An 18725-nucleotide genomic window follows, 5' to 3' on the forward strand; every position below is an offset into this window, starting at 1 on the left:
ACGGTCGGGAGCCAATGGTCGGTCAGGTGGACGAACAGGCAGCGGGCCTCGGCCCGCTGCCTGTTCAAGCTTCAAACTGGGGAAAATTCAACCGGCCAATACGGGGAGTATTCATCCGGCGGTGACATCCTCTCGGAACACGAGACCAAAAGCCTCCGAAGGACTCGGGAGCGCCTTCCAATCGTCTGCAGTATCGATGAACTTCGCATGCGTCACCGTTGGCATCGGCATGGCGGGAATGTCGGGGTTCCCCGTGCCTTCAAAGACCAGTCCTGTGTGTTGCTCAATTCCTAAATGCATGCCCGACCCCTATAGCGCAAGCTCTCAGCAGTATGCTGCCATTGGCTAGCATTTGGACGACAGCTCTTACGCCAAGACCGTGAGTTCAACGTGTAGACGCGCCTAGCGGCAGTCGCTGCACAGCTCCCCAACTGAAGAACTGTCAATGACTGAACTCAGGTTGATGGCCATGTCAGCGTCGCTGCCGTAGTTTTCGACTTTATTGTTTTGTTTTCGACTCTATTTCGCTGTTTTCGACTTTATTTGTCAGAAACACAGGCGATGCGCGATCCGCAGCGCCTCACTCCACCGTCACGCTCTTCGCCAGGTTCCTCGGCTTGTCGACGTCCGTGCCCTTGGCCAGCGCCGTGTGGTACGCCAGCAGCTGCAGCGGCACCACGTGCAGGATGGGCGAGAGCGCGCCATAGTGCTCGGGCATGCGGATGACGTGAATACCTTCGCTGCTGGCGATGCGCGTGTCGGCGTCGGCCAGCACGTAGAGCACGCCGCCACGCGCGCGCACCTCCTGCATGTTGCTCTTGAGCTTCTCCAGCAAGGTGTCGTTGGGCGCCACGGTCACCACCGGCATGGCCGCGGTCACCAGGGCCAGCGGGCCGTGCTTGAGTTCGCCGGCCGGGTAGGCCTCGGCGTGGATGTAGCTGATCTCCTTCAGCTTGAGTGCCCCCTCCAGCGCGATGGGGTAGTGCAGGCCGCGGCCCAGGAACAGCGCGTTGTCCATGCGCGCGAAGTCCTCGGCCCAGCTGATGACCTGCGGCTCCAGCGCCAGCACGGCCTGCAGGGCCACCGGCAGGTGGCGCATGCGCTTCAGGTGCTCGGCCTCGTCCGCCTCGTTCAGGTGGCCACGTACCTGCGCCAGGGCCAGCGTCAGCAGGAACAGGCCCGCGAGCTGGGTGGTGAAGGCCTTGGTCGAGGCCACGCCGATCTCGACGCCCGCGCGCGTGATGTAGGCCAGCTTGCACTCGCGCACCATGGCACTGGTGGACACGTTGCAGATGGTCAGCGTCTCCTGCATGCCCAGGCTTTGCGCGTGGCGCAGCGCGGCCAGGGTGTCGGCGGTCTCGCCGCTCTGGCTGATGGTGACGACCAGGGTGCGCGCATCGGGCACGCTGGTGCGGTAGCGGTACTCGCTGGCCACCTCCACCTGCGTGGGGATCTTGGCGATCGACTCCAGCCAGTACTTGGCGGTGCAGCCGCTGTAGTAGCTGGTGCCGCAGGCCAGGATCAGCACGCGGTCCACGTTCTTGAAGACGCGGTGCGCGCCGTCGCCGAACAGCTCGGGCGTGACGCCGGCCACGCCTTCCAGCGTGTCGGCGATGGCGCGCGGTTGCTCGAAAATTTCCTTCTGCATGTAGTGGCGGTAGGGACCCAACTCGGCCGCGCCGCTGTGCGCCTGCACGGTGCGCACGGGGCGCTGCGTGGCGTCGAGCGAGCGGCCCCCGGCGTCGGTGACCCAGTAGCGGCCCATCTGCAGGTCCACCAGGTCGCCCTCTTCCAGGTAAACGATCTGGTCCGTCACGCCGGCGAGCGCCATGGCGTCGCTGGCCAGGAAGTGTTCGCCGCCGCTCGCGCCCACGCCCAGCACCAGCGGAGAGCCCGCGCGCGCGCCCACCACGCGGTGCGGCTCGTCCTTGTGGAACACGGCCAGCGCGTAGGCGCCGTGCAGCTGCGCCACGGCCGCGGCCAGCGCGGCGAACACGTCGCCGTCGTAGAGCGAGTCGATCAGGTGGGCGATGACCTCGGTGTCGGTCTGGCTCTCGAACACGTAGCCCTTGGCCTGCAGCGCGGCGCGCAGCTCGTCGTGGTTTTCGATGATGCCGTTGTGCACCAGCGCCACGCGCCCGGCCGCGCCGCCGTTCGTGCCACTGGGAGCGCCCGGGCCATGGCTGAAGTGCGGGTGCGCGTTGTGCACCGCCGGCGCGCCGTGCGTGGCCCAGCGCGTGTGGGCGATGCCGGTGCCGCTGGCGATGCGCTCGCTCTGCACCTGCTGGGCAAGTTCGGCCACGCGTGCCGTGCTGCGCGCGCGCCTGAGGCCGTCGTTGTGCACGGCCACGCCGCAGGAGTCATAACCCCGGTATTCCAGCCGCTGCAGGCCCTGAACCAGCACCGGCACGATGTCGCGCCCCGAAACCCCCGCCACGATGCCGCACATGTGATCGCTCCTGAACAAGAAAGTGGGCGAATGCTAGTGAGCCTTGCGTGAAATGAATGGTCAAAATTCACACAAAGATGACCATTTTTATCTCCCTTGTCATTGAAGGACGATTTATTCCATCGACAATCGAATAATGGAATCTTTGGATATAGACGCCATCGACCTGCGGCTGCTGGAGCTGCTGCAGGAGGACGCCTCCCTGAGCAACCAGGCCCTGGCCGAGCGCGCCCACCTCAGCCCGCCCACCTGCCTGCGCCGCGTCAAGCGCCTGCGCGAGCGCGGGTTGATCGCGCGCGAAGTGGCCCTGCTCGACGCCGACCGCCTCGCCCCGCTGCTGGGCCACGGCCTCACCGTGGTGGTGGAGCTGAGCCTGGAGCGCCAGAGCGCCGAGGCGCTGGACGCCTTCGAGGCCCGTGCCGTGGCCGAGCCGCGCGTGCAGCAGTGCTACCGCGTGAGCCCCGGACCCGACTTCGTGCTGATCGTGCGCTGCGCCGACATGCCCGACTACCTGTCCCTCACGCAACGCCTGTTCACGGGCGACGCGAACGTGCGAAATGTCAAAGGCTTCTTCAGCACGCGTTGCGCCAAGTTCAAACCCAGCCTGCCGCTCAGCCGCCCCCTCTGACCGAACGGCTTAAACAGCGCCTTGGGGGCATTGCAAAACGCACACTTCCTCAGTCGTGGGGAGAGACGGGATTGACGGCCCCGATCGGCTGTTACAACCTCATACAATCTCAAGCTTGCTCAAAAAAGCGGCATCTCTCCAGGAGGTTTCATGGACATGATGGTGACGGGTTCGGTGATCGCGGCGGTGGTGCTGGCGCTGTGCGTCTGGCTCTACCTGCGCTTCATGCGGGCCCAGGACGACGGCCGCGACGACCGCTATGGGCCGGAGCGCATCCTGTCGGCCGAGCAGGTGGCCATGCTCGACTACCTGCAGGACACCTTCCCCGGCCAGGTGGTGCTGCCCAACATCAACCTCGGACAGATGCTGTCGGTGCGCCGCGCCGCGAGCAAGAAGGCCGCGAAGGAGCGCCTGCGCGAGCACCGCGTGGACTTCGTGGTGTGCGCCACCGACGGCCGCCCCACCTTCGCCTTCGACATCGAGCAGTACCACCTGAGCAACGCCGAGGCCAAGAGCCAGCGCACGAAGGTGAAGAACCGCATCCTCAAGACCGCTGGCGTGCGCTTCGTCTTCCTCAAGAACGGCATCCACCGCATGCCCTCGCCGGCCGAGTTCCGCGAGCAGCTCAACCTGGTGGAACTGCCCAAGCCCAAGGCGCCCGCGCCCAAGCCGGCCGATGAGCGCGACAGCGTGATGCAGCAGCTGGAAACGCAGATGTCCGGCTTCGACGACCGCTATGGCCGCTCGGGTTACCGCGACTCCGAGGTGCTGGGCCTGAGCGGCCTGATGGACCTGGAAGACGAACTCAAGCCGCGCGAGCAGCGCCGCCGCGGCGGCGCTGGCGGCGGCGACAGCCGCTACGACGGCAGTTCGTTCGACGTGCGCGGCGGGCGCTGAGTCAAGAGGCCTTCGGGGCCTTCTTCGGCCGCGCCCAGCCCGCGATGCTGGCCTGGCGGCCGCGCGCCACGGCCAGCGCCCCGGGCTCGGTGCTCTTGGTGATGGTCGAGCCCGCGCCCACCGTGCCGCCCGCGCCGATGGTGACCGGCGCCACCAGCACGCAGTTGCTGCCCACGTGCACGTCGGCCTCGATCACGGTGCGGTGCTTGTTGGCGCCGTCGTAGTTGGCGGTGATGCTGCCCGCGCCGTAGTTGACGCGTTCGCCCACGGTGGCGTCGCCCAGGTAGGCCAGGTGGTTGGCCTTGGCGCCCGCGGCCAGGGTGCTGTTCTTCACCTCGACGAAGTTGCCAATGTGCACCTCGGCGCCCAGGTCCGCCCCGGGGCGCAGGCGCGCGAAGGGCCCCACCAGCGCGCCCGGGCCCACGCGCACGCCGGCCGCTTCGCCGTCGATGTGGGTGAAGGGATGGATCACCGCGCCGGCCCCGATGCGCGCGTTGGCGATCACGCAGTTCGCGCCGATGCGCACGCCGTCCCCGAGTTCGACGCGGCCCTCGAACACGGTGTTGACGTCGATCTCCACGTCCTGCCCGCAGACCAGTTCGCCGCGCACGTCGAAGCGCGCCGGGTCGGCCAGGCGAACGCCATCGGCCATGAAGCGGTTCGCCAGGCGCCGCTGGTAGGCGCGCTCCAGCTCGGCCAGTTGCTGCGGGCTGTTCACGCCGGCCACCTGAACGGCGTCGTCGGTGACGATGGCGCGCACCTCGCGGCCCTCGGCCACGGCGAGCTTCACCACGTCGGTGAGGTAGTACTCGCCCTGGCTGTTGTCGTTCGTCAGCCGGGCCAGCAAGGGCTTGAGCAGGGCCGAAGGGGCGGCCATCACGCCGCTGTACCACTCGGTCAGGCGGCGCTGCTCGGCGTTCGCGTCCTTGTGCTCCACGATGGCCCGCACCGAGCGCCCGGCATCCGGGGCGCGCACGATGCGGCCGTAGCCGCTGGCGTCTTCGCCGGTGTCCACGCTGAGCAGCGTCAGGTGCTGCCCGGCGCAAGCCGCGATCAGCGCGCGCAGCGTGTCCGGCTCGATCAGGGGAACGTCGCCATTGAGCACCAGCACCACGCCGTCGTCGGCCAGCACGGGCACCGCCTGCTGCACCGCATGCCCGGTGCCCAGTTGCGGCTCCTGGCGCACGAAGCGCAGGGCCGTGGCGGCGGGCGCCGCCAGGCCGGCCTCCACCCGCTCGGCGCCATGGCCGGTGATCACCACCACCGAGCGCGCCGACAACCCCGCGGCGCAGTCGATCACATGCTGGGCCAGCGCACGGCCGCCCAGTCGGTGCAACACTTTGGGCCGTTGGCTTTTCATGCGGGTGCCCTTGCCCGCGGCCATCACCACCACATCCACCGGTAACGACATGAAGACCTCTTTCGCGTCCGCCGGACGCGGCCAGGAGGGCAGCGCCGGAACGCGGCGGATTATCGCCCGCGCCCTGCTGGTGCTGGCCCTGGCCGCGCTGCTGGCCGCCTGCACCGCCGCGCGCTTCGCCTACAACCAGGCGCCCCACTTCGGCTACTGGTGGCTGGACAGCCATTTCGATTTCGACGACGCGCAGGCCGAGCAGGTGCGCGGCGACATCGACGCCTTCTTCGCCTGGCACCGGCGCGAGGAGCTGCCCGCCGTGGCGGGCCTGCTGCGCCAGTGGCAGGCCATGGCCGCGCGCGAGCTCACCGCGCAAGAGGTGTGCGCGCAGTTCGAAACCGTGCGCGCCCGCCTCGTCAGCACGGGCGAGCGGCTGATCCCCCCCTTCGCGCGCCTGGCCCCCCAATTGAGCGCCGCGCAGCTGCAGCAGTTGCAGCGCCGCCAGGCGCGCGGGGACGAGGAGTTCGCGCGCGACTTCCTGCGCGGCTCGCCCGAGCAGCGCCTGCAGCGCCGGCTGGAGCAGGCGGTCTCGCGCAGCGAAACGTTCTACGGCCCGCTCAGCGCGGCCCAGCGTGAGCTGCTGCGCCGCTGGCTCGCCGAATCGCCCTGGGACCCCGAACGCGCCCAGGCCGAGCGCCAGCGCCGCCAGACCGATCTGCTGCAGACGCTTCGCCGGGTCCGGGCCGACCCCGCCCAGGCACAGCCCGCTCTGCGGGCCTACCTGCAACGCCTGCAAGACTCGCCCACACCGGGCTACCAGGCGCACAGCGACGCTGGCGTGCGCCACGGCTGCGCGCAAGTCGCCGCGCTGCACAACAGCACCACGCCCGAGCAGCGGCGCAAGGCCGTGCGCGAGCTGCAGTCGTACGAACGCGACATGGAAGTGCTCAGCGCCCAGCGCTGAGCCGCGTGGCCGCCGGGCTCAAGCCCCCCAGCGCAGCCAGATCCAGATCACCCCCAGCGACAGCAGCGTCACCGGCGCGCCCACCACGGCGTGGCGCCGCCAGTCGATGACGATGCCCTGGGCGCGCGCGAGGTCGGCCACGATGAGGTTGGCGATGGAGCCCACCAGCAGCAGGTTGCCTGCGAAGGTGGTCACCAGCGCCAGCAACACCCCCGCGCCCGGCTCGCCCGACAGGTGCGGCAACAGCAGCATCACCGCCGGCACGTTGGACACCAGGTTGGACAGGACCACGCCCACCACCATCAGCGGGCCGGGATCGGTGAGGCGCACGCCCTGCCCGGCCAGCCAGGCCACGGCCCCGGCGGACAGGCCCGTGCGCTCGAAGGCGTGGTTCACCACAAACAGGCCCATGAACAGGATCAACAGCGGCCAGTCCACCTGCCTCAGGAAGTCGGCCGAGGCCAGCCGGCGGCTGAGCAGCAGGAGGGCCGCGCCCACCAGGGCCATCACCTCGTGCGGGCCGTCGCGGAACAGGAACAGGCCCATCAGCGCGCCGGCCACCACCAGGCCCTTGGTGGTTTGCCACATGTCCAGCGGCGGGTCGCTGGCGCGCCGGTCGGTGGCCGGCAGGGGCTCGACGCGCACGTGCGGCACACACACCAGCCAGCCCCACAACAGCACCAGGCTGATGAGCACCGGCACAACGGCCGCGCGCGCGTAGCCCGCGAAGTCGAGCCGCAGCACCGAGCCGATCAGCATGTTCTGCGGGTTGCCGATGAGCGTGGCGGCCGAGCCGATGTTGGCCGCGCAGGCCAGGCCGATGAGGAAGGGCAACGGGTTGGCGCCGCGCCGCAGGCACAGGCGCGCCACGATGGGCGTCATGGCCAGGCAGACCACGTCGTTGGAGAACACGGCCGACAGCGTGGCCGCCACGGCGATCAGGGCGGCCAGCAGGGCGTTGTCCGACAGCGGCAGCGCGCCCACGCGCTGCGTGAGGGCGGCGTAGAAGCCGCCCAGGCGCATTTGCGCCGAGATCACCATGAAGGCGAACAGCAGCAGGATGGTAGGCAGGTCGATGGCCTGGGCCGCCTCGGCCACGCCCATGCCCGAGACCGCGATCACGGCGATGGCGCCGAGCAAGGCCACGCCCGAGCGGTCGAGCCGCAGGCGCGGCAGGCCGCCGAGGAACATGCCCAGGTAGACCACGCCAAAAATGGCGATGACGGCCCAGTCGGTGGCGGCGTTCAGCAGGGGATCGTTGGAGGGCATGGAGCGCGCATCGTAGCGGCGGACAGCAAAAAGCCGCCCGAAGGCGGCTTCTCGAAGGGCGCGGCCCGAGGACGGGCGGCTCGGTTCGCTTGCAGGCCCGCCCGCTGCGCGTTCAGGCCTGCAAGGCCGCGGGGGCTTGTAGGCCCGCCCGCTGCGCGTTCAGGCCTGCAAGGCCGCGGGGGGCTTGTAGGCCCGCCCGCTGCGCGTTCAGGCCTGCAAGGCCGCGGGGGGCTTGTAGGCCCGCCCGCTGCGCGTTCAGGCCTGCAAGGCCGCCCACATCTCCTTGTCACGCTCGGCCGTCCAGATGCGCGGGTTCTTGATGCCCTGGGCTTCGTCGAAGGCTCGGCTGACGTCGAAGGGCAGGCAGTGTTCGTAGATGAAGACGTGGCCGAACACCGGGTCCATGCTCTTGCGGGTGTGGGCCATGGCGGCCTTGAGGTCCATGCCCGCGGCCGCGGCTTCCTTGCCGGCCTGGAACAGGGTGGTGACCCAGCGCTTGGTGTAGTCCAGCGCCTTGTTCACGTCGGCATTGCCCTTCATGGCTTCGCCCCGGCCCGGCACGATGGCCTCGGCCTTGAGCGCGCGCAGGGCCTCGAGCGTGGCGGGCCATTCCTCAAGCTGGGCGTCGCCGGTGTACACGCCGGCCTCGTACTCGACCAGGTCGCCGCTGAACAGCACCTTTTCGTCTTCCACCCAGGCGATGGTGTCGCCGCGCGTATGGCCCTGGCCGGGGTGCCAGATCTCGACCTTCACGCCGCCCAGGTCCACGGTGAGCGAGCCCTGGCGGCCGGGTTGGCCATCGCCGATGACCATGGTGGGCCAGGTCAGACCGGGCACGCTGTCGGCGCCGCGGAACAGACGCGGGAAGCGCTCCATCTCGCTCTGCATGTCCTCGGCGCCACGCTCGACGATGAGTTCGTAGGTGCCGCGGCTGGCGATGATTTCGGTGGCGCCTTCGGCCAGGTAGGCGCTGGCGCCCAGCACGCGCACCGCGTGGTAGTGGGTCAGCAGCACGTACTTGATGGGCTTGTCGCTGACCTGGCGGATGCGCTGGATCAGGTCCTGCGCCATGGCGGGCGTGGCCGTGGCGTCGCTGACCATGATGAACTTCTCGCCAATGATCACGCCCGAGTTCGGGTCGCCTTCGGCGGTGTAGGCCCAGCAGTGCGGGCTGAGCTGCTCGAAGGTGATCTTCTTGTCCTGCAGGTCGGCTTGGGAAGCGAAGGCTTTGCTCATGGGGTCTGTCTCCGGTGGGGGAAGCTGCGATTTTAACTAAACGAAATTCATTTCATATAAGTAAACGCCCAAAATCCCCTCGGATTCAGTCGGGCCGGCGCCCGGCCAGGCCGTTTTCCAGCACCGCCACCACCTCTTCGGCGAAGCCGGCGTAGCTCATGGGGCCACCCGGGCGCAGCCAGATGAAGGTCCAGTTGATCATGCCGAACAGCATCATGGTCAGGGCGGTCTGGTTGGTGGGGGTCACGCGCTCGGGGTAGGCGCGGCGGATGAAGCGCGTGAAGGCCGCCACCACGTCGCGCTGGCGGTTCACCACCAGTTCGCGCTGCGCCGGACCGAGGAACTTGGTGTCGGACACCAGGGCCGCGTGGCGCGTGGCGCTGGTTTCGTACTCGGCCAGGAAGGCGCGCACCAGCTCGCTCAGCGCGTCGCGCTCGGACAGGTTCTTGCGCTGGGCCCGGCCCTCGGCCTCGCCGATGAGGGCCAGCAGGCGCTGGGTGTAGCGGTCCAGCAGGTCGAACAGGATCGCTTCTTTGCTCTCGTAGTAGTGGTACAGCCGCGCCTTGCTGGTGCCGCAGGCCTTGGCGATGTCGTTCATGCTGGCGGCCGGGAAGCTCTGGCGCGCGAAGCACTGGGCGGCGACGTCGAGGATTTCGTCGCGTTTGAGGTCATGGGTAGCGGACTTGGGGCGAGCCATGTCAGGATTCTGCCTTCCGCCTTTTCATCCGCCCATGCCCGCCGCCTCCGATCCCTTCGTCGAACACGTCTGCGAACTGCTGTCGCCGCTGGGCCCCGTGGTGGCCCGGCGCATGTTCGGGGGCTGGGGCCTGTCGGTGGACGGCATGAACGTGGGCCTGGTGGCCTGGAACACGCTGTACCTGAAAGGCAATGCCGAGACCGAGCCGCGCTGGCTGGCGGCGGGCTGCCAGCCCTTCGTCTACGAGGCCAAAGGCAAGCCCATGCGGCTGAACTACTTCACGGCGCCCGAGGAGGCGATGGAATCGCCCGCCCTCATGCAGCCCTGGGCGCGACTGGCGCTGCAGGCCGCGGTGGCCGCGCGCGCGCCGCGCAAGAAGGCCGCCGCGCGATCAAGGCGGGTTTGACTCGAAACGCGAGAGCACACGGCCGCGGCCGGCGACGAGGAACTCGGTGTAGCCCAGCACGCCGCGCAGCAGCCGGCCGAAGGCCAGCGCGGCCTGGCCCAGCGCGAGCGCGAGTTCGCGCGAGGGCTTGACCACGTCGCGCGAGAAGCGCTGCGGGCGGGCCTCGGCCTGCGGCAGCACGCTCCAGTCGAAGCGCAGAGCGTCGCCGCGGGTCCAGGGCTCCATCACCAGGTGGGCGCCGGCCGGCACGAGCAGCGATTCGCCGGCGCAGACGCGGTGGTCACCGAGGCCGTCGGGCTGGTGCGGCAGGTTCAGCGTGACCCAGGCGCGCCCGGCGGTGATGAGCAGGCGGCTGTCTTCGGCGGGGCGCAGGCTGATGGCCCGGTGGGCGCCCACAGCGAAGCCGGGACGCTGCGAGGTTGATGCCGATTCGGAACGGGTTTCCATGGGGTTTCTCCATGCGCCAGGGGGTATTGGCGCGGATGTGATCCTCGGGCCTGGAGCGCAACACGTCCAATGAAAGCCGGCTAAGCTATTGATTCGTCCACCGCATCAATCGGTCATGAGCCTGACGCCCCGCCACCCCCGAACCCGCCCCATCGGCATGGGGCACCTGCGCGCCTTCGAGGCGGTCGCGCGGCACCTGAACTTCCGCGCCGCGGCGGAGGAGCTGTCGCTCACGCAAAGCGCGGTGAGCCGGCAGATCCAGTCGCTGGAGGACGAGGTGGGCACCTCGCTGTTCCTGCGCCACACGCGCGCGGTGGAACTCACCAGCGCGGGCGGCATGCTGCTGCGCGCCGCCTCCAGCGCGCTGGAGCGCGTGGACCACACGGTGCGCCACATCCGCCAGAACGCCGGTCGCAAGAGCGTGGCCATCACCACCTGGGCCTCATTCGCCTCGATGTGGCTGATCCCGCGCCTGGAGGCCTTCCAGCGCGACCACCCCGACATCGACATCCGCATCGACGCCACCGATGCCGCAGTGGACCTGGCCACCGCGGACGTCGACATGGCGCTGCGCTACGCCGTGCCGCAGGCCGTGCCGCCGGGCGCGGTGCGCCTGTTCGGCGAAAAACTCACGCCCGTGGCCAGCCCCTGGCTGCTGCAGAGCCACCCCATCCAGCGCATCGAGGACCTGGCCGGCTGTTCGCTCATCGAGGCTGGCGACGCGCACCGCACGCGCCACCTGGAATGGCTCACCTGGCAGCGCTGGCTGGACCACTTCGCCGGCCCCGAGCCCGCGCCGCGCGGGCGCAAGGGGGCCAGCAGCAAGCCGCGCCTGAACCCGCAGCGCTGGCTGTACTTCAACTACGCGCAGCAGATCGTGCAGGCGGCCATCATCGGCCAGGGCGTGGCCTTGGCGCGCCTGCCGCTGGTGGCCGAAAGCCTGGCCAGCGGCGCACTGGTGGAGCCGCTGCCGCACACGCGCATCGACTCACCGCTGGTGTACTGGCTGGTGCTGGCGCCGCGCAGCGAGCAACGACCCGAGGTGAAGGCCTTCGCCGACTGGCTGCTGGGCCAGGCCGCCGCCACGCGCAACGCCATCGGCGACGTGCCGGACCCCGACACCGTCGATCAGATTGACTAACCCCCGCGCCGCCTGCGGCCCGGCAAAACCGGTTCCGCGCCCCCTCGGACTCAACGCTTCTTCGCGCCAACACATGTCCCCACCCAGTAACGGCAACCTCCGCAGCATCGTCGCCATGCTCATCGCCGTGGGCTTCTTCGCGCTCATGGACGCGGTGCTCAAGACCCTGTCGGCGCGCTACCCGGCGCTGCAGATCGCCGCGCTGCGCGGCCTGACCGCGCTGCCGCTGGTGCTGGCCTATATCGCCTGGCGCGGCACCTGGCACACGGTGCTGCGCGCGCGCTGGCCGCTGCACGCGCTGCGCGGCGTGCTGGGCATCGTCATGCTCACGCTGTTCACGCTGGGCGTGCGCACGCTGCCACTGTCGGCCGCGTACACCCTGTTCTTCATCGCCCCGCTGCTGATCACCGCGCTATCGGTGCCGGTCCTCAAGGAGCGCGTGCCGCCCGCGCACTGGTGGGCCATCGCGGTGGGCTTCGGTGGCGTGCTCATCGCCCTGCGGCCCAGCGGCAGCGAACTGCAAGCTGGCCTGGCCACCGCGGGTGGGCTGGCCATCCTGGGCGCGGCGTTGTGCTACGCCGTGGCCGCGGTGGCGGGCCGCCTGGCCAGCCGCAGCGACAGCAGCGAATCGCTGATCCTCACCATGATGCTGTCCATGGCGGTGGGCGCGGGCCTGCTCGCGCTGCCGAACTGGCTGCCGATCGCGCGCGCCGACCTGCCGCTGCTGCTGGCGCTGGCCATCACGGGGTTTTGCGGCCAGCTAGCCATCACCGAGGCCTTCCGCCACGGCCAGGCCTCCATCGTGGCGCCCTTCGAGTACAGCGCGCTCGCCTGGGGGCTGGGACTGGACTGGCTGATCTGGCAGACGCTACCGGGCGCGCACACCTGGCTGGGCGCGGCCATCGTGGTGGGCAGCGGCATCTACCTGGTCCGCCACGAGCGCCGCATCACCGAGGCGCACGCCACGGCCGAGCACCCCTGAGACCACTCAGTTCACCGGCCAGGCCACGCCGGTGTCGCACAGCACGGCGTCCAGCGGCACGTCGTGCGGCTCGGGCCGCAGCATGGGCAGGAAGGCGAAGTCATAGCCCAACCCCACCGTGAACGGCCGGGGCCGCAAGGTGGCCAGCGTGCGGTCGTAGAAACCGCCGCCGTAGCCCAGGCGGTAGCCGCCCGGGCCGTACCCCACGCAGGGCACGAAGATCAGCGTGGGATGGACGATTTCGGTGTCCTTGGGCTTGGGGATGCCGTAGGCGTCCTCTTCCATGGGGCAGCCGGGGTACCAGGTGTAGAAGGTCAGCGTCTTGTCGATCTTGTTCACCACCGGCAGGGCGATGCGGCGGTGCCGCTGCTGGCCCTGCGCGTCTTCTTCGAGCCCCGCTTCCTGCCAGCGAAACAGCGCGGGCAGCGGATCGAACTCGCCCTTGATGGGCCAGTAGGCGCCGATGACGCTGTCGGGCCGGTTCACCAGCCACACGCGCATCACCCGCTGCAACTGGTCGTTTCGCCACAGGCGGTCGCCGAGGCGCTGGCGCTTGTCCACCAGCGCCTTGCGCCACTGCGCCTTCTGCTCGCCGGGCGTGCCGCCGGCCGTCTTGTCCACGGGCGGGGGGGAACTCTGGCCGTCGTTGCTGTCCATAATCGGCTGGTGGTCACGAAGGTCGATATGCAGGGATTTCGCAAGCGCTGGATGGCGCGTTTCGCGGCCCGCCCCATTCAGGGGGCGCGGCTCATTATGGCGGCGCTGCTGCTGCCTTCCATGGCCTGGGCGCAGAACGCCGCGTCCGACCAGACCCTGCTCGCCATGAGCGAGGCCTACCGCCGCGGCCAGTCCGGCGAACTCACGCGCCTGCTGCCCAGCGCGCGCGGCCATGTGCTGGAGCCGCTGGCGCGCTACTGGGAAATGCGCGTGCGGCTGGACAGCGCGCCCGCCCCCGAGATCCGCGCCGCGCTCGACGCCATGGCCGGCACCTACTGGGAGGACCGGCTGCGCAACGACTGGCTGCTGCAGCTCGGCAAGGCGCGCGACTGGGCGCGCTTCGAGACCGAGCGCCCACTGTTCCGCATGAACGACGACCGCCAGGTCACCTGCTACACGGTCATGCTGGACGCCGCCGGCGGCCGGCTGCCGCCCGAGGTGGCGGCCGAGCGCGTGCGCGAGCTCTGGCTGGCGCAGCGCGACGCCGAGGACGGCTGCGCCACCGCCGCGCAGGCCCTGCTGGCCAGCGGCCACCTGCGGCCCGCCGTGGCCTGGCAGCGCGCGCGGCTCATGATGGAAGTCGGCCGCGGCCGCGCGGCCAGCCAGGCCGTGGGCCTGGTGCGGCCCGAGGCGGTGCCCACGGTGGACGCCGTCGCGGCCAACCCGGCGAAATACCTCGACGACAAGATCACCGCGATCCGCCCGCGCACCAAGGAGCTGGTCACGCTGGCCATCATCCGCCTGGCCTCGCAGGACCCGGCGGCCGCGGCCAGCGAACTCGACAGCCTGAAGTGGCGCGCCCAGCTCACGGCCGAGGAGCGCGGCTGGCTCTGGGGCGTGATCGGCAAGCGCAGCGCGCAGCGCCTGCAGGCCGAGGCGCTGGGCTACTTCGCGCGCGGCGAGCTGCGCTTCATGACCGACGACCACCTGGCCTGGATGGCGCGCGCCGGCCTGCGCCTGGGCCGCTGGGACGCGGTGCGCGACGCCATCTACGCCATGAGCCCCGCGCAGCGCGGCGAAACCGGCTGGACCTATTGGCGCGCGCGCACCATCGAGGCCCTGCAGGACCCCGACGCCGGCGTGGCGCGCGCCCAGGCGCGCGAGATCTACGAGACCATCGCCTCGCCGCGCGACTTCCACGGCATGCTGGCCATGGAGTCGCTGGGCCTGCCCATCGTGGCGCCCGCGCCGCCCGAGCCCCTGACGGCAGAGGAGCGCCGCGCCGCCGAACAGAACCCCGGCCTGCGCCGCGCGCTCGCCGCCATCCGCCTGGGCCTGCGCGGCGAAGGGGTGCGCGAGTGGAACTACCAGATCGCGCTGCACGCGCCCGGCGGCATGGGCGACCGCGAGCTGCTCGCCGCCGCCGACCTGGCCTGCCGCGAACAGCTGTGGGACCGCTGCATCAACACCAGCCAGCGCACCCGCGAGGCCATCGACATGCAGCAGCGCTTTCCCACGCCGCACCGCGAGCAGGTGGTGGCCCGCACGCGCGACATCGGCCTGGACCCGGCCTACGTGTATGGGCTGATCCGCCAGGAAAGCCGCTTCGTGGTGGAGGCACGCTCGCAGGTGGGCGCCTCGGGCCTGATGCAGGTGATGCCGGCCACCGCGCGCTGGACGGCCCGCAAGATCGGCCTGTCCAACTTCCAGCCGCAGCAGATCGGCGAGCGCGACACCAACATCCAGATCGGCACCGCCTACCTCAAGTTCGCGCTCGACGACTTCGAGGGCTCGATGCCGCTGGCCGCGGCCGCCTACAACGCCGGCCCCGGCCGTGCGCGCGCCTGGCGCAACGGCCCCGTGCTGCCCGGCGAGATCTGGGCCGAGAACATCCCCTTCGAGGAAACGCGCGACTACGTGCAGCGCGTGCTCACCAACACCGTCAACTACGCCGCGCTCATGAGCGGCGCGCCGCAGTCGCTGCGTCAGCGGCTGGGCACCGTCGGGCCGCGCAGCGTGGCGGCACCGGCGGAGAACACCGAGTTGCCATAAGGAGCCATCGCCCCAGGAGGTGCGTCATGAAGAAGGTCCTCGTGCTCGGCGGCACCGGCTTTGTCGGCCGCCACGTCTGCGAGAAGCTGCAGCGGCGCGGCTGGCACATCACGGTGCCCACGCGCCAGCCGGCCAAGGCCGCCGCCGTGCTGCCCCTGCCGCGCGTGACGGTGGTCGAGGCCGACGTGCACGACACGCGCCAGCTGCTGCGCCTCATGGAGGGGCAGCATGCGGTGGTCAATCTGGTGGGCATCCTGCACGGCGACGAGGCCGCCTTCGAACGCGTGCACGTGGAATTGCCACTGGCCATCGCCGAGGCCTGCCTGGCCGACGCGGCCTGCCGCCTGGTGCACATCAGCGCGCTCGGCGCTTCGGTCGATGGCCCCTCCATGTACCAGCGCAGCAAGGCGCGCGGCGAAGAGGTGCTGCGCGCCTCGGGCCTGGCCCTCACCCTGCTGCGCCCCAGCGTCATCTTCGGGCGCGGCGACCGCTTCCTCAACCTGTTCGCGCGGCTGCAGCGCTTCTCCCCCGTGGTGCCGCTGGCCGGCGCCGACGCGCGCCTGCAGCCGGTGTGGGTGGAAGACGTGGCCGAGGCGGTCGCGGCCTGCCTGGGCGACGACGCCCGGGGGCGCGCCAGCATCGGCCGCACCATCGAGTGCGCCGGACCGGAGGTGCTGGAGCTGGGCGAACTGGTGCGGCTCGCCGGCCGGCTGGGCAGCACCCAGCGTCCCGTGGTTCCGCTGCCGCTGGCCGTCGGCCGCTGGCAAGCCGCCCTGCTGGAGCTGTTGCCCGGCGAGCCGCTCATGAGCCGCGACAACGTGGCCTCGCTGTCGGTGCCCAACGTGGCCAGCGGCGCGCTGCCGGGCCTGGACAGCCTGGGCATCGCGCCCGCCAGCGTGCACGCCATCGCGCCCACCTACCTGGGCGAGCGCAACCCGCGCAGCCAGCTACTGCATTTGCGGCAGCAGGCGCGACGTTGATCGCTTCATCATCGCAATCGCGTCCATCGAACGGTACGGGGGTGGTGTTTCGGGGCACACTCGCGCCTCCGCAAATGAGTACCTTTCACTGATAGGTGGACCATGACCCAGTACGACGGTTTTTCGCCCCCCTCCCGCCACGCCAGCCAACCGCGCAGCGAAAACCAGCGCGATGTGGTCAATCGGCTCAAGCGCATCGAGGGGCAGATCCGCGGTCTCATCGACATGGTGCAGACCGAGCGCTCCTGCGAAGAGGTGGCCCAGCAGATGTCGGCCGCGCGCAAGGCGATGGACAAGGCCTTCTACCGCATGATGGCCTGCTCCCTGATGACCGCCGTTTCCGAGTCCGCGGGTGAAGGTTCGGCCATGCGCGACGTGGAGCGCTCCACGCGCATCCTCGAAAAATACGCCTGACCGCGGCGCACCCAGGCATTCATGACGGGCCCGCATCCATCGGGCCCGTTTTTCGCATCGATTCGGCCGCCGGGGGCGCCTAGCATGCGGGCTTCTCACGGAGCCCGTCCATGCCCCTGCAACTGTTCATCGGCAACAAAAATTACTCGTCCTGGTCCATGCGTCCCTGGGTGCTCATGCGCCAGGCCGGCATCCCGTTCGAGGAAGTCCTCATCCGCTTCGACTCCTTCGAAGCCGACTCCGTCTTCAAACAGCGCGTGAAGGCCGTCAACCCGCTCGGCAAGGTGCCCGCGCTGGTCGACGACGGCTTCGCCATCTGGGACTCGCTGGCGATCGCCGAGTACCTGGCCGAGCGCTTCCCCGACCAGTCGCTCTGGCCCACCGACGCCCGCCAGCGCGCCCGCGCGCGCAGCGTCTGCGCGGAAATGCACAGCGGCTTCTCGGCCCTGCGCAACCACTGCCCCATGAACATCGAGGCCTCGCTGCCCGAGACCGGCGCCCTGCTCTGGCGCGACCAGGCCGGCCTGCGCGCCGACGTCGCGCGCCTGGAGGCCATGTGGGGCGAGCTGCTCGCCGCCCAGCCCGGCGACGGCCTGCTGTTCGGCGCCTTCAGCATCGCCGACGCCTTCTTCGCGCCCGTGTGCACGCGCATCCGCACCTACGCCCTGCCGGTGTCGGACGTGGTGCGCGCCTACGTCGACCGCGTGCTCGCCCTGCCCGGCGTGACGGCCTGGGTGGACGGCGCCCTGAAAGAGCGCGACTTCATCGATTTCGACGAGCCCTACCGCCTGCGCCCGGCCGCACGCTGACGCCCACGGCCGGGCCCCGCGCGAGACCGGCCCGAACCGGCCACCTACACTCGCGCCCATGCAGATCTATCTGGTGGGCGGCGCGGTGCGCGACGCGCTCATGGCGCGCGAACTCGGGCTGCCGGCGCCCGCGCAGGCCGACCGCGACTGGGTCGTCGTCGGCGCCACGCCCGAGGCCATGGTGGCCGAGGGCTACGAGCCCGTGGGGCGCGACTTTCCCGTCTTCCTGCACCCCCGCACCCGCGAGGAATACGCGCTCGCGCGCACCGAGCGCAAAACCGCGCCCGGCTACCACGGCTTCGCCTTCCACGCCGCGCCCGACGTCACGCTCGAACAAGACCTGGCACGCCGTGACCTCACCATCAACGCCATGGCCGTCGCGGCGCAGGACGCCGAGCACCCCGACAGCGCCCCGCTGATCGACCCCTGGGGCGGCCTGGCCGACCTGCGCGCGCGCACGCTGCGCCACGTCACCGAGGCCTTCGCCGAGGACCCGGTGCGCATCCTGCGGCTGGCGCGGTTTCGGGCGCGCTGGCCCGGCTTCGACGCCGCGCCCGAAACCGCCGCGCTGATGCGCGCCATGGTCGAGCGCGGCGAGGCCGACCACCTGGTGGCCGAGCGCGTGTGGCAGGAGGTGTCGCGCGGCCTGATGGAGGCCCGGCCCGGCCGGCTGCTCGACACCCTGCGCGACTGCGGCGCCCTGCCCCGGCTGCTGCCGCCGGCCGCGCGCCCGCAGGCCGATCGGCTGCCCACGGCGCTGCCCGGCGAGGCCGACAACCACCCGCTGTTCACCGGCGCGCCGCTGGCCGTGCGCTGGGCCTGGCTGGTGGCACCGCTCGACGCGGCCGCCCAGCAGGCCCTGGGCGCGCACTGGCGCGTGCCCAATGCCCTGCAGGCGCTGGCGCAGATGGCTCAGCGCGAGCGCGCCGACTGGCCCGCACCCCAGGCCCTGGACGCCGCCGAGGCACTGCGGCGCCTGCAGCGCTGCGACGCCCTGCGCAAACCCGAGCGCTGCCGCGAACTGCTGCGGGTGATCGAAGGCCTGGCCCTGGCGGATCCCGACGGCGCCGCCGCGGTGCGGCGCAGCATCCGCCGCCTCGATCGGGCGCTGCAGGCCCTGTTGGGCTTCGACAGCGCCGCCGCCGTGCGCCAGGCCCAGGCCGATGGCGCCATGGGCGAGCAGGTAGGTGAGCGCCTACACACAGCTCGCCTCCACTATTTGCTGCAACGCGACATCTGGAACGACTGAAGCCGCGCGCGTCAAGCGCTGGCGCAGTCTCTCACCCGAGGGCTCGGACAAAGCCGCCGCAACTTGCCCCAGGGGCGGGGCCAAGGTACGGTGG

Annotated in this window: 18 protein-coding genes; 11 read left to right on the plus strand and 7 right to left on the minus strand. The window is 70.5% G+C overall.

Features of this window, described 5'->3' with window-relative positions; genetic code table 11:
- Positions 1-580 precede the first annotated feature (580 nt).
- Entirely contained in the window at positions 581-2449 is a 1869-nt protein-coding gene (gene glmS, locus BHU06_RS16620; protein ID WP_070400334.1) for a glutamine--fructose-6-phosphate transaminase (isomerizing), read from the minus strand.
- Positions 2450-2585: 136 nt separating this feature from the next.
- Between glmS and BHU06_RS16625 the strand changes: the two genes are divergently transcribed.
- Together BHU06_RS16625 and BHU06_RS16630 are read left to right on the plus strand one after the other, a co-directional pair.
- Positions 2586-3077: an Lrp/AsnC family transcriptional regulator gene (locus BHU06_RS16625; protein WP_070400335.1), complete on the plus strand. Its 492-nt coding sequence runs from the start codon at positions 2586-2588 to the stop codon at positions 3075-3077.
- A gap of 150 nt (positions 3078-3227) precedes the next feature.
- Positions 3228-3974 (plus strand): DUF2726 domain-containing protein, encoded by a 747-nt coding sequence (locus BHU06_RS16630; RefSeq protein ID WP_070400336.1) that lies wholly within the window; start codon positions 3228-3230, stop codon positions 3972-3974.
- 1 nt (position 3975) lies between these two features.
- Here the strand turns inward: BHU06_RS16630 and glmU are convergent, their stop codons facing one another.
- Positions 3976-5385, minus strand: a complete 1410-nt coding sequence (glmU, locus tag BHU06_RS16635; protein WP_070400337.1) for a bifunctional UDP-N-acetylglucosamine diphosphorylase/glucosamine-1-phosphate N-acetyltransferase GlmU — start codon at positions 5383-5385, stop codon at positions 3976-3978.
- Between glmU and BHU06_RS16640 the strand changes: the two genes are divergently transcribed.
- The gene (locus BHU06_RS16640) at positions 5384-6292 is read left to right on the plus strand and encodes a DUF6279 family lipoprotein (protein ID WP_083293283.1); all 909 of its coding nucleotides are present in this window, start codon (positions 5384-5386) and stop codon (positions 6290-6292) included. The genes glmU and BHU06_RS16640 overlap by 2 nt on opposite strands.
- An 18-nt stretch (positions 6293-6310) precedes the next feature.
- Here BHU06_RS16640 and BHU06_RS16645 read toward each other — a convergent pair whose 3' ends face one another.
- From BHU06_RS16645 to BHU06_RS16655, 3 genes are all read right to left on the minus strand, one after another.
- Positions 6311-7561 carry an SLC13 family permease gene (locus BHU06_RS16645; protein ID WP_070400338.1) on the minus strand — a complete coding sequence of 417 codons (1251 nt, stop codon included), beginning with the start codon at positions 7559-7561 and terminating at the stop codon, positions 6311-6313.
- A 255-nt stretch (positions 7562-7816) separates the two neighbouring features.
- The gene (locus BHU06_RS16650) at positions 7817-8797 is read right to left on the minus strand and encodes an MBL fold metallo-hydrolase (protein ID WP_070400339.1); all 981 of its coding nucleotides are present in this window, start codon (positions 8795-8797) and stop codon (positions 7817-7819) included.
- An 85-nt stretch (positions 8798-8882) separates the two neighbouring features.
- Positions 8883-9494 (minus strand): TetR/AcrR family transcriptional regulator, encoded by a 612-nt coding sequence (locus BHU06_RS16655; RefSeq protein ID WP_070400340.1) that lies wholly within the window; start codon positions 9492-9494, stop codon positions 8883-8885.
- Positions 9495-9528: 34 nt separating this feature from the next.
- On the opposite strand from BHU06_RS16655, the gene BHU06_RS16660 reads away from it, so the two are divergent.
- A complete protein-coding gene (locus BHU06_RS16660; RefSeq protein ID WP_070400341.1) occupies positions 9529-9900 on the plus strand; it encodes a TfoX/Sxy family protein in 372 nt (123 codons plus the stop codon).
- On the opposite strand, the gene BHU06_RS16665 is transcribed toward BHU06_RS16660, so the two are convergent.
- Positions 9886-10347 (minus strand): DUF2917 domain-containing protein, encoded by a 462-nt coding sequence (locus BHU06_RS16665; protein ID WP_070400342.1) that lies wholly within the window; start codon positions 10345-10347, stop codon positions 9886-9888. The genes BHU06_RS16660 and BHU06_RS16665 overlap by 15 nt on opposite strands.
- A gap of 115 nt (positions 10348-10462) precedes the next feature.
- Between BHU06_RS16665 and BHU06_RS16670 the strand changes: the two genes are divergently transcribed.
- Together BHU06_RS16670 and BHU06_RS16675 are read left to right on the plus strand one after the other, a co-directional pair.
- Positions 10463-11488 carry a LysR substrate-binding domain-containing protein gene (locus BHU06_RS16670; RefSeq protein WP_070400343.1) on the plus strand — a complete coding sequence of 342 codons (1026 nt, stop codon included), beginning with the start codon at positions 10463-10465 and terminating at the stop codon, positions 11486-11488.
- Between the two features lie 73 nt (positions 11489-11561).
- Entirely contained in the window at positions 11562-12470 is a 909-nt protein-coding gene (locus BHU06_RS16675; RefSeq protein WP_070400344.1) for a DMT family transporter, read from the plus strand.
- A 6-nt stretch (positions 12471-12476) separates the two neighbouring features.
- Here the strand turns inward: BHU06_RS16675 and BHU06_RS16680 are convergent, their stop codons facing one another.
- Complete coding sequence (locus tag BHU06_RS16680; RefSeq protein WP_239478251.1) at positions 12477-13127, minus strand: 5-formyltetrahydrofolate cyclo-ligase; 651 nt, start codon at positions 13125-13127, stop codon at positions 12477-12479.
- Between the two features lie 27 nt (positions 13128-13154).
- Between BHU06_RS16680 and BHU06_RS16685 the strand changes: the two genes are divergently transcribed.
- The 5 genes from BHU06_RS16685 (at position 13155) to BHU06_RS16705 (ending at position 18631) form a co-directional block, all read left to right on the plus strand.
- Entirely contained in the window at positions 13155-15179 is a 2025-nt protein-coding gene (locus tag BHU06_RS16685) for a lytic transglycosylase domain-containing protein (protein WP_175442875.1), read from the plus strand.
- Positions 15180-15205: 26 nt separating this feature from the next.
- Positions 15206-16159 carry a complex I NDUFA9 subunit family protein gene (locus tag BHU06_RS16690; protein ID WP_070400345.1) on the plus strand — a complete coding sequence of 318 codons (954 nt, stop codon included), beginning with the start codon at positions 15206-15208 and terminating at the stop codon, positions 16157-16159.
- 102 nt (positions 16160-16261) lie between these two features.
- Positions 16262-16573 (plus strand): metal-sensitive transcriptional regulator, encoded by a 312-nt coding sequence (locus tag BHU06_RS16695; RefSeq protein ID WP_070400346.1) that lies wholly within the window; start codon positions 16262-16264, stop codon positions 16571-16573.
- A gap of 110 nt (positions 16574-16683) precedes the next feature.
- The gene (locus BHU06_RS16700; protein ID WP_070400347.1) at positions 16684-17382 is read left to right on the plus strand and encodes a glutathione S-transferase family protein; all 699 of its coding nucleotides are present in this window, start codon (positions 16684-16686) and stop codon (positions 17380-17382) included.
- A gap of 58 nt (positions 17383-17440) precedes the next feature.
- On the plus strand, positions 17441-18631 hold the full coding sequence (locus tag BHU06_RS16705; protein ID WP_070400348.1) for a hypothetical protein: 1191 nt from the start codon (positions 17441-17443) through the stop codon (positions 18629-18631).
- The last annotated feature ends 94 nt before the right edge of the window (positions 18632-18725 follow it).

Origin of the sequence: Hydrogenophaga sp. PML113 (assembly GCF_001777155.1) — a bacterium.
In the GTDB taxonomy this organism is placed as follows: domain Bacteria; phylum Pseudomonadota; class Gammaproteobacteria; order Burkholderiales; family Burkholderiaceae_C; genus Hydrogenophaga; species Hydrogenophaga borbori.

Excerpts from the sequence above, each read along its gene's own strand:
- glmS (WP_070400334.1), bottom strand. The coding sequence starts at position 2,449 with ATGTGCGGCATCGTGGCGGGGGTTTCGGGGCGCGACATCGTGCCGGTG.
- BHU06_RS16625 (WP_070400335.1), top strand. The coding sequence starts at position 2,586 with ATGGAATCTTTGGATATAGACGCCATCGACCTGCGGCTGCTGGAGCTG.
- BHU06_RS16630 (WP_070400336.1), top strand. The coding sequence starts at position 3,228 with ATGGACATGATGGTGACGGGTTCGGTGATCGCGGCGGTGGTGCTGGCG.
- BHU06_RS16640 (WP_083293283.1), top strand. The coding sequence starts at position 5,384 with ATGAAGACCTCTTTCGCGTCCGCCGGACGCGGCCAGGAGGGCAGCGCC.
- glmU (WP_070400337.1), bottom strand. The coding sequence starts at position 5,385 with ATGTCGTTACCGGTGGATGTGGTGGTGATGGCCGCGGGCAAGGGCACC.
- BHU06_RS16645 (WP_070400338.1), bottom strand. The coding sequence starts at position 7,561 with ATGCCCTCCAACGATCCCCTGCTGAACGCCGCCACCGACTGGGCCGTC.
- BHU06_RS16650 (WP_070400339.1), bottom strand. The coding sequence starts at position 8,797 with ATGAGCAAAGCCTTCGCTTCCCAAGCCGACCTGCAGGACAAGAAGATC.
- BHU06_RS16655 (WP_070400340.1), bottom strand. The coding sequence starts at position 9,494 with ATGGCTCGCCCCAAGTCCGCTACCCATGACCTCAAACGCGACGAAATC.
- BHU06_RS16660 (WP_070400341.1), top strand. The coding sequence starts at position 9,529 with ATGCCCGCCGCCTCCGATCCCTTCGTCGAACACGTCTGCGAACTGCTG.
- BHU06_RS16665 (WP_070400342.1), bottom strand. The coding sequence starts at position 10,347 with ATGGAAACCCGTTCCGAATCGGCATCAACCTCGCAGCGTCCCGGCTTC.
- BHU06_RS16670 (WP_070400343.1), top strand. The coding sequence starts at position 10,463 with ATGAGCCTGACGCCCCGCCACCCCCGAACCCGCCCCATCGGCATGGGG.
- BHU06_RS16675 (WP_070400344.1), top strand. The coding sequence starts at position 11,562 with ATGTCCCCACCCAGTAACGGCAACCTCCGCAGCATCGTCGCCATGCTC.
- BHU06_RS16680 (WP_239478251.1), bottom strand. The coding sequence starts at position 13,127 with ATGGACAGCAACGACGGCCAGAGTTCCCCCCCGCCCGTGGACAAGACG.
- BHU06_RS16685 (WP_175442875.1), top strand. The coding sequence starts at position 13,155 with ATGCAGGGATTTCGCAAGCGCTGGATGGCGCGTTTCGCGGCCCGCCCC.
- BHU06_RS16690 (WP_070400345.1), top strand. The coding sequence starts at position 15,206 with ATGAAGAAGGTCCTCGTGCTCGGCGGCACCGGCTTTGTCGGCCGCCAC.
- BHU06_RS16695 (WP_070400346.1), top strand. The coding sequence starts at position 16,262 with ATGACCCAGTACGACGGTTTTTCGCCCCCCTCCCGCCACGCCAGCCAA.
- BHU06_RS16700 (WP_070400347.1), top strand. The coding sequence starts at position 16,684 with ATGCCCCTGCAACTGTTCATCGGCAACAAAAATTACTCGTCCTGGTCC.
- BHU06_RS16705 (WP_070400348.1), top strand. The coding sequence starts at position 17,441 with ATGCAGATCTATCTGGTGGGCGGCGCGGTGCGCGACGCGCTCATGGCG.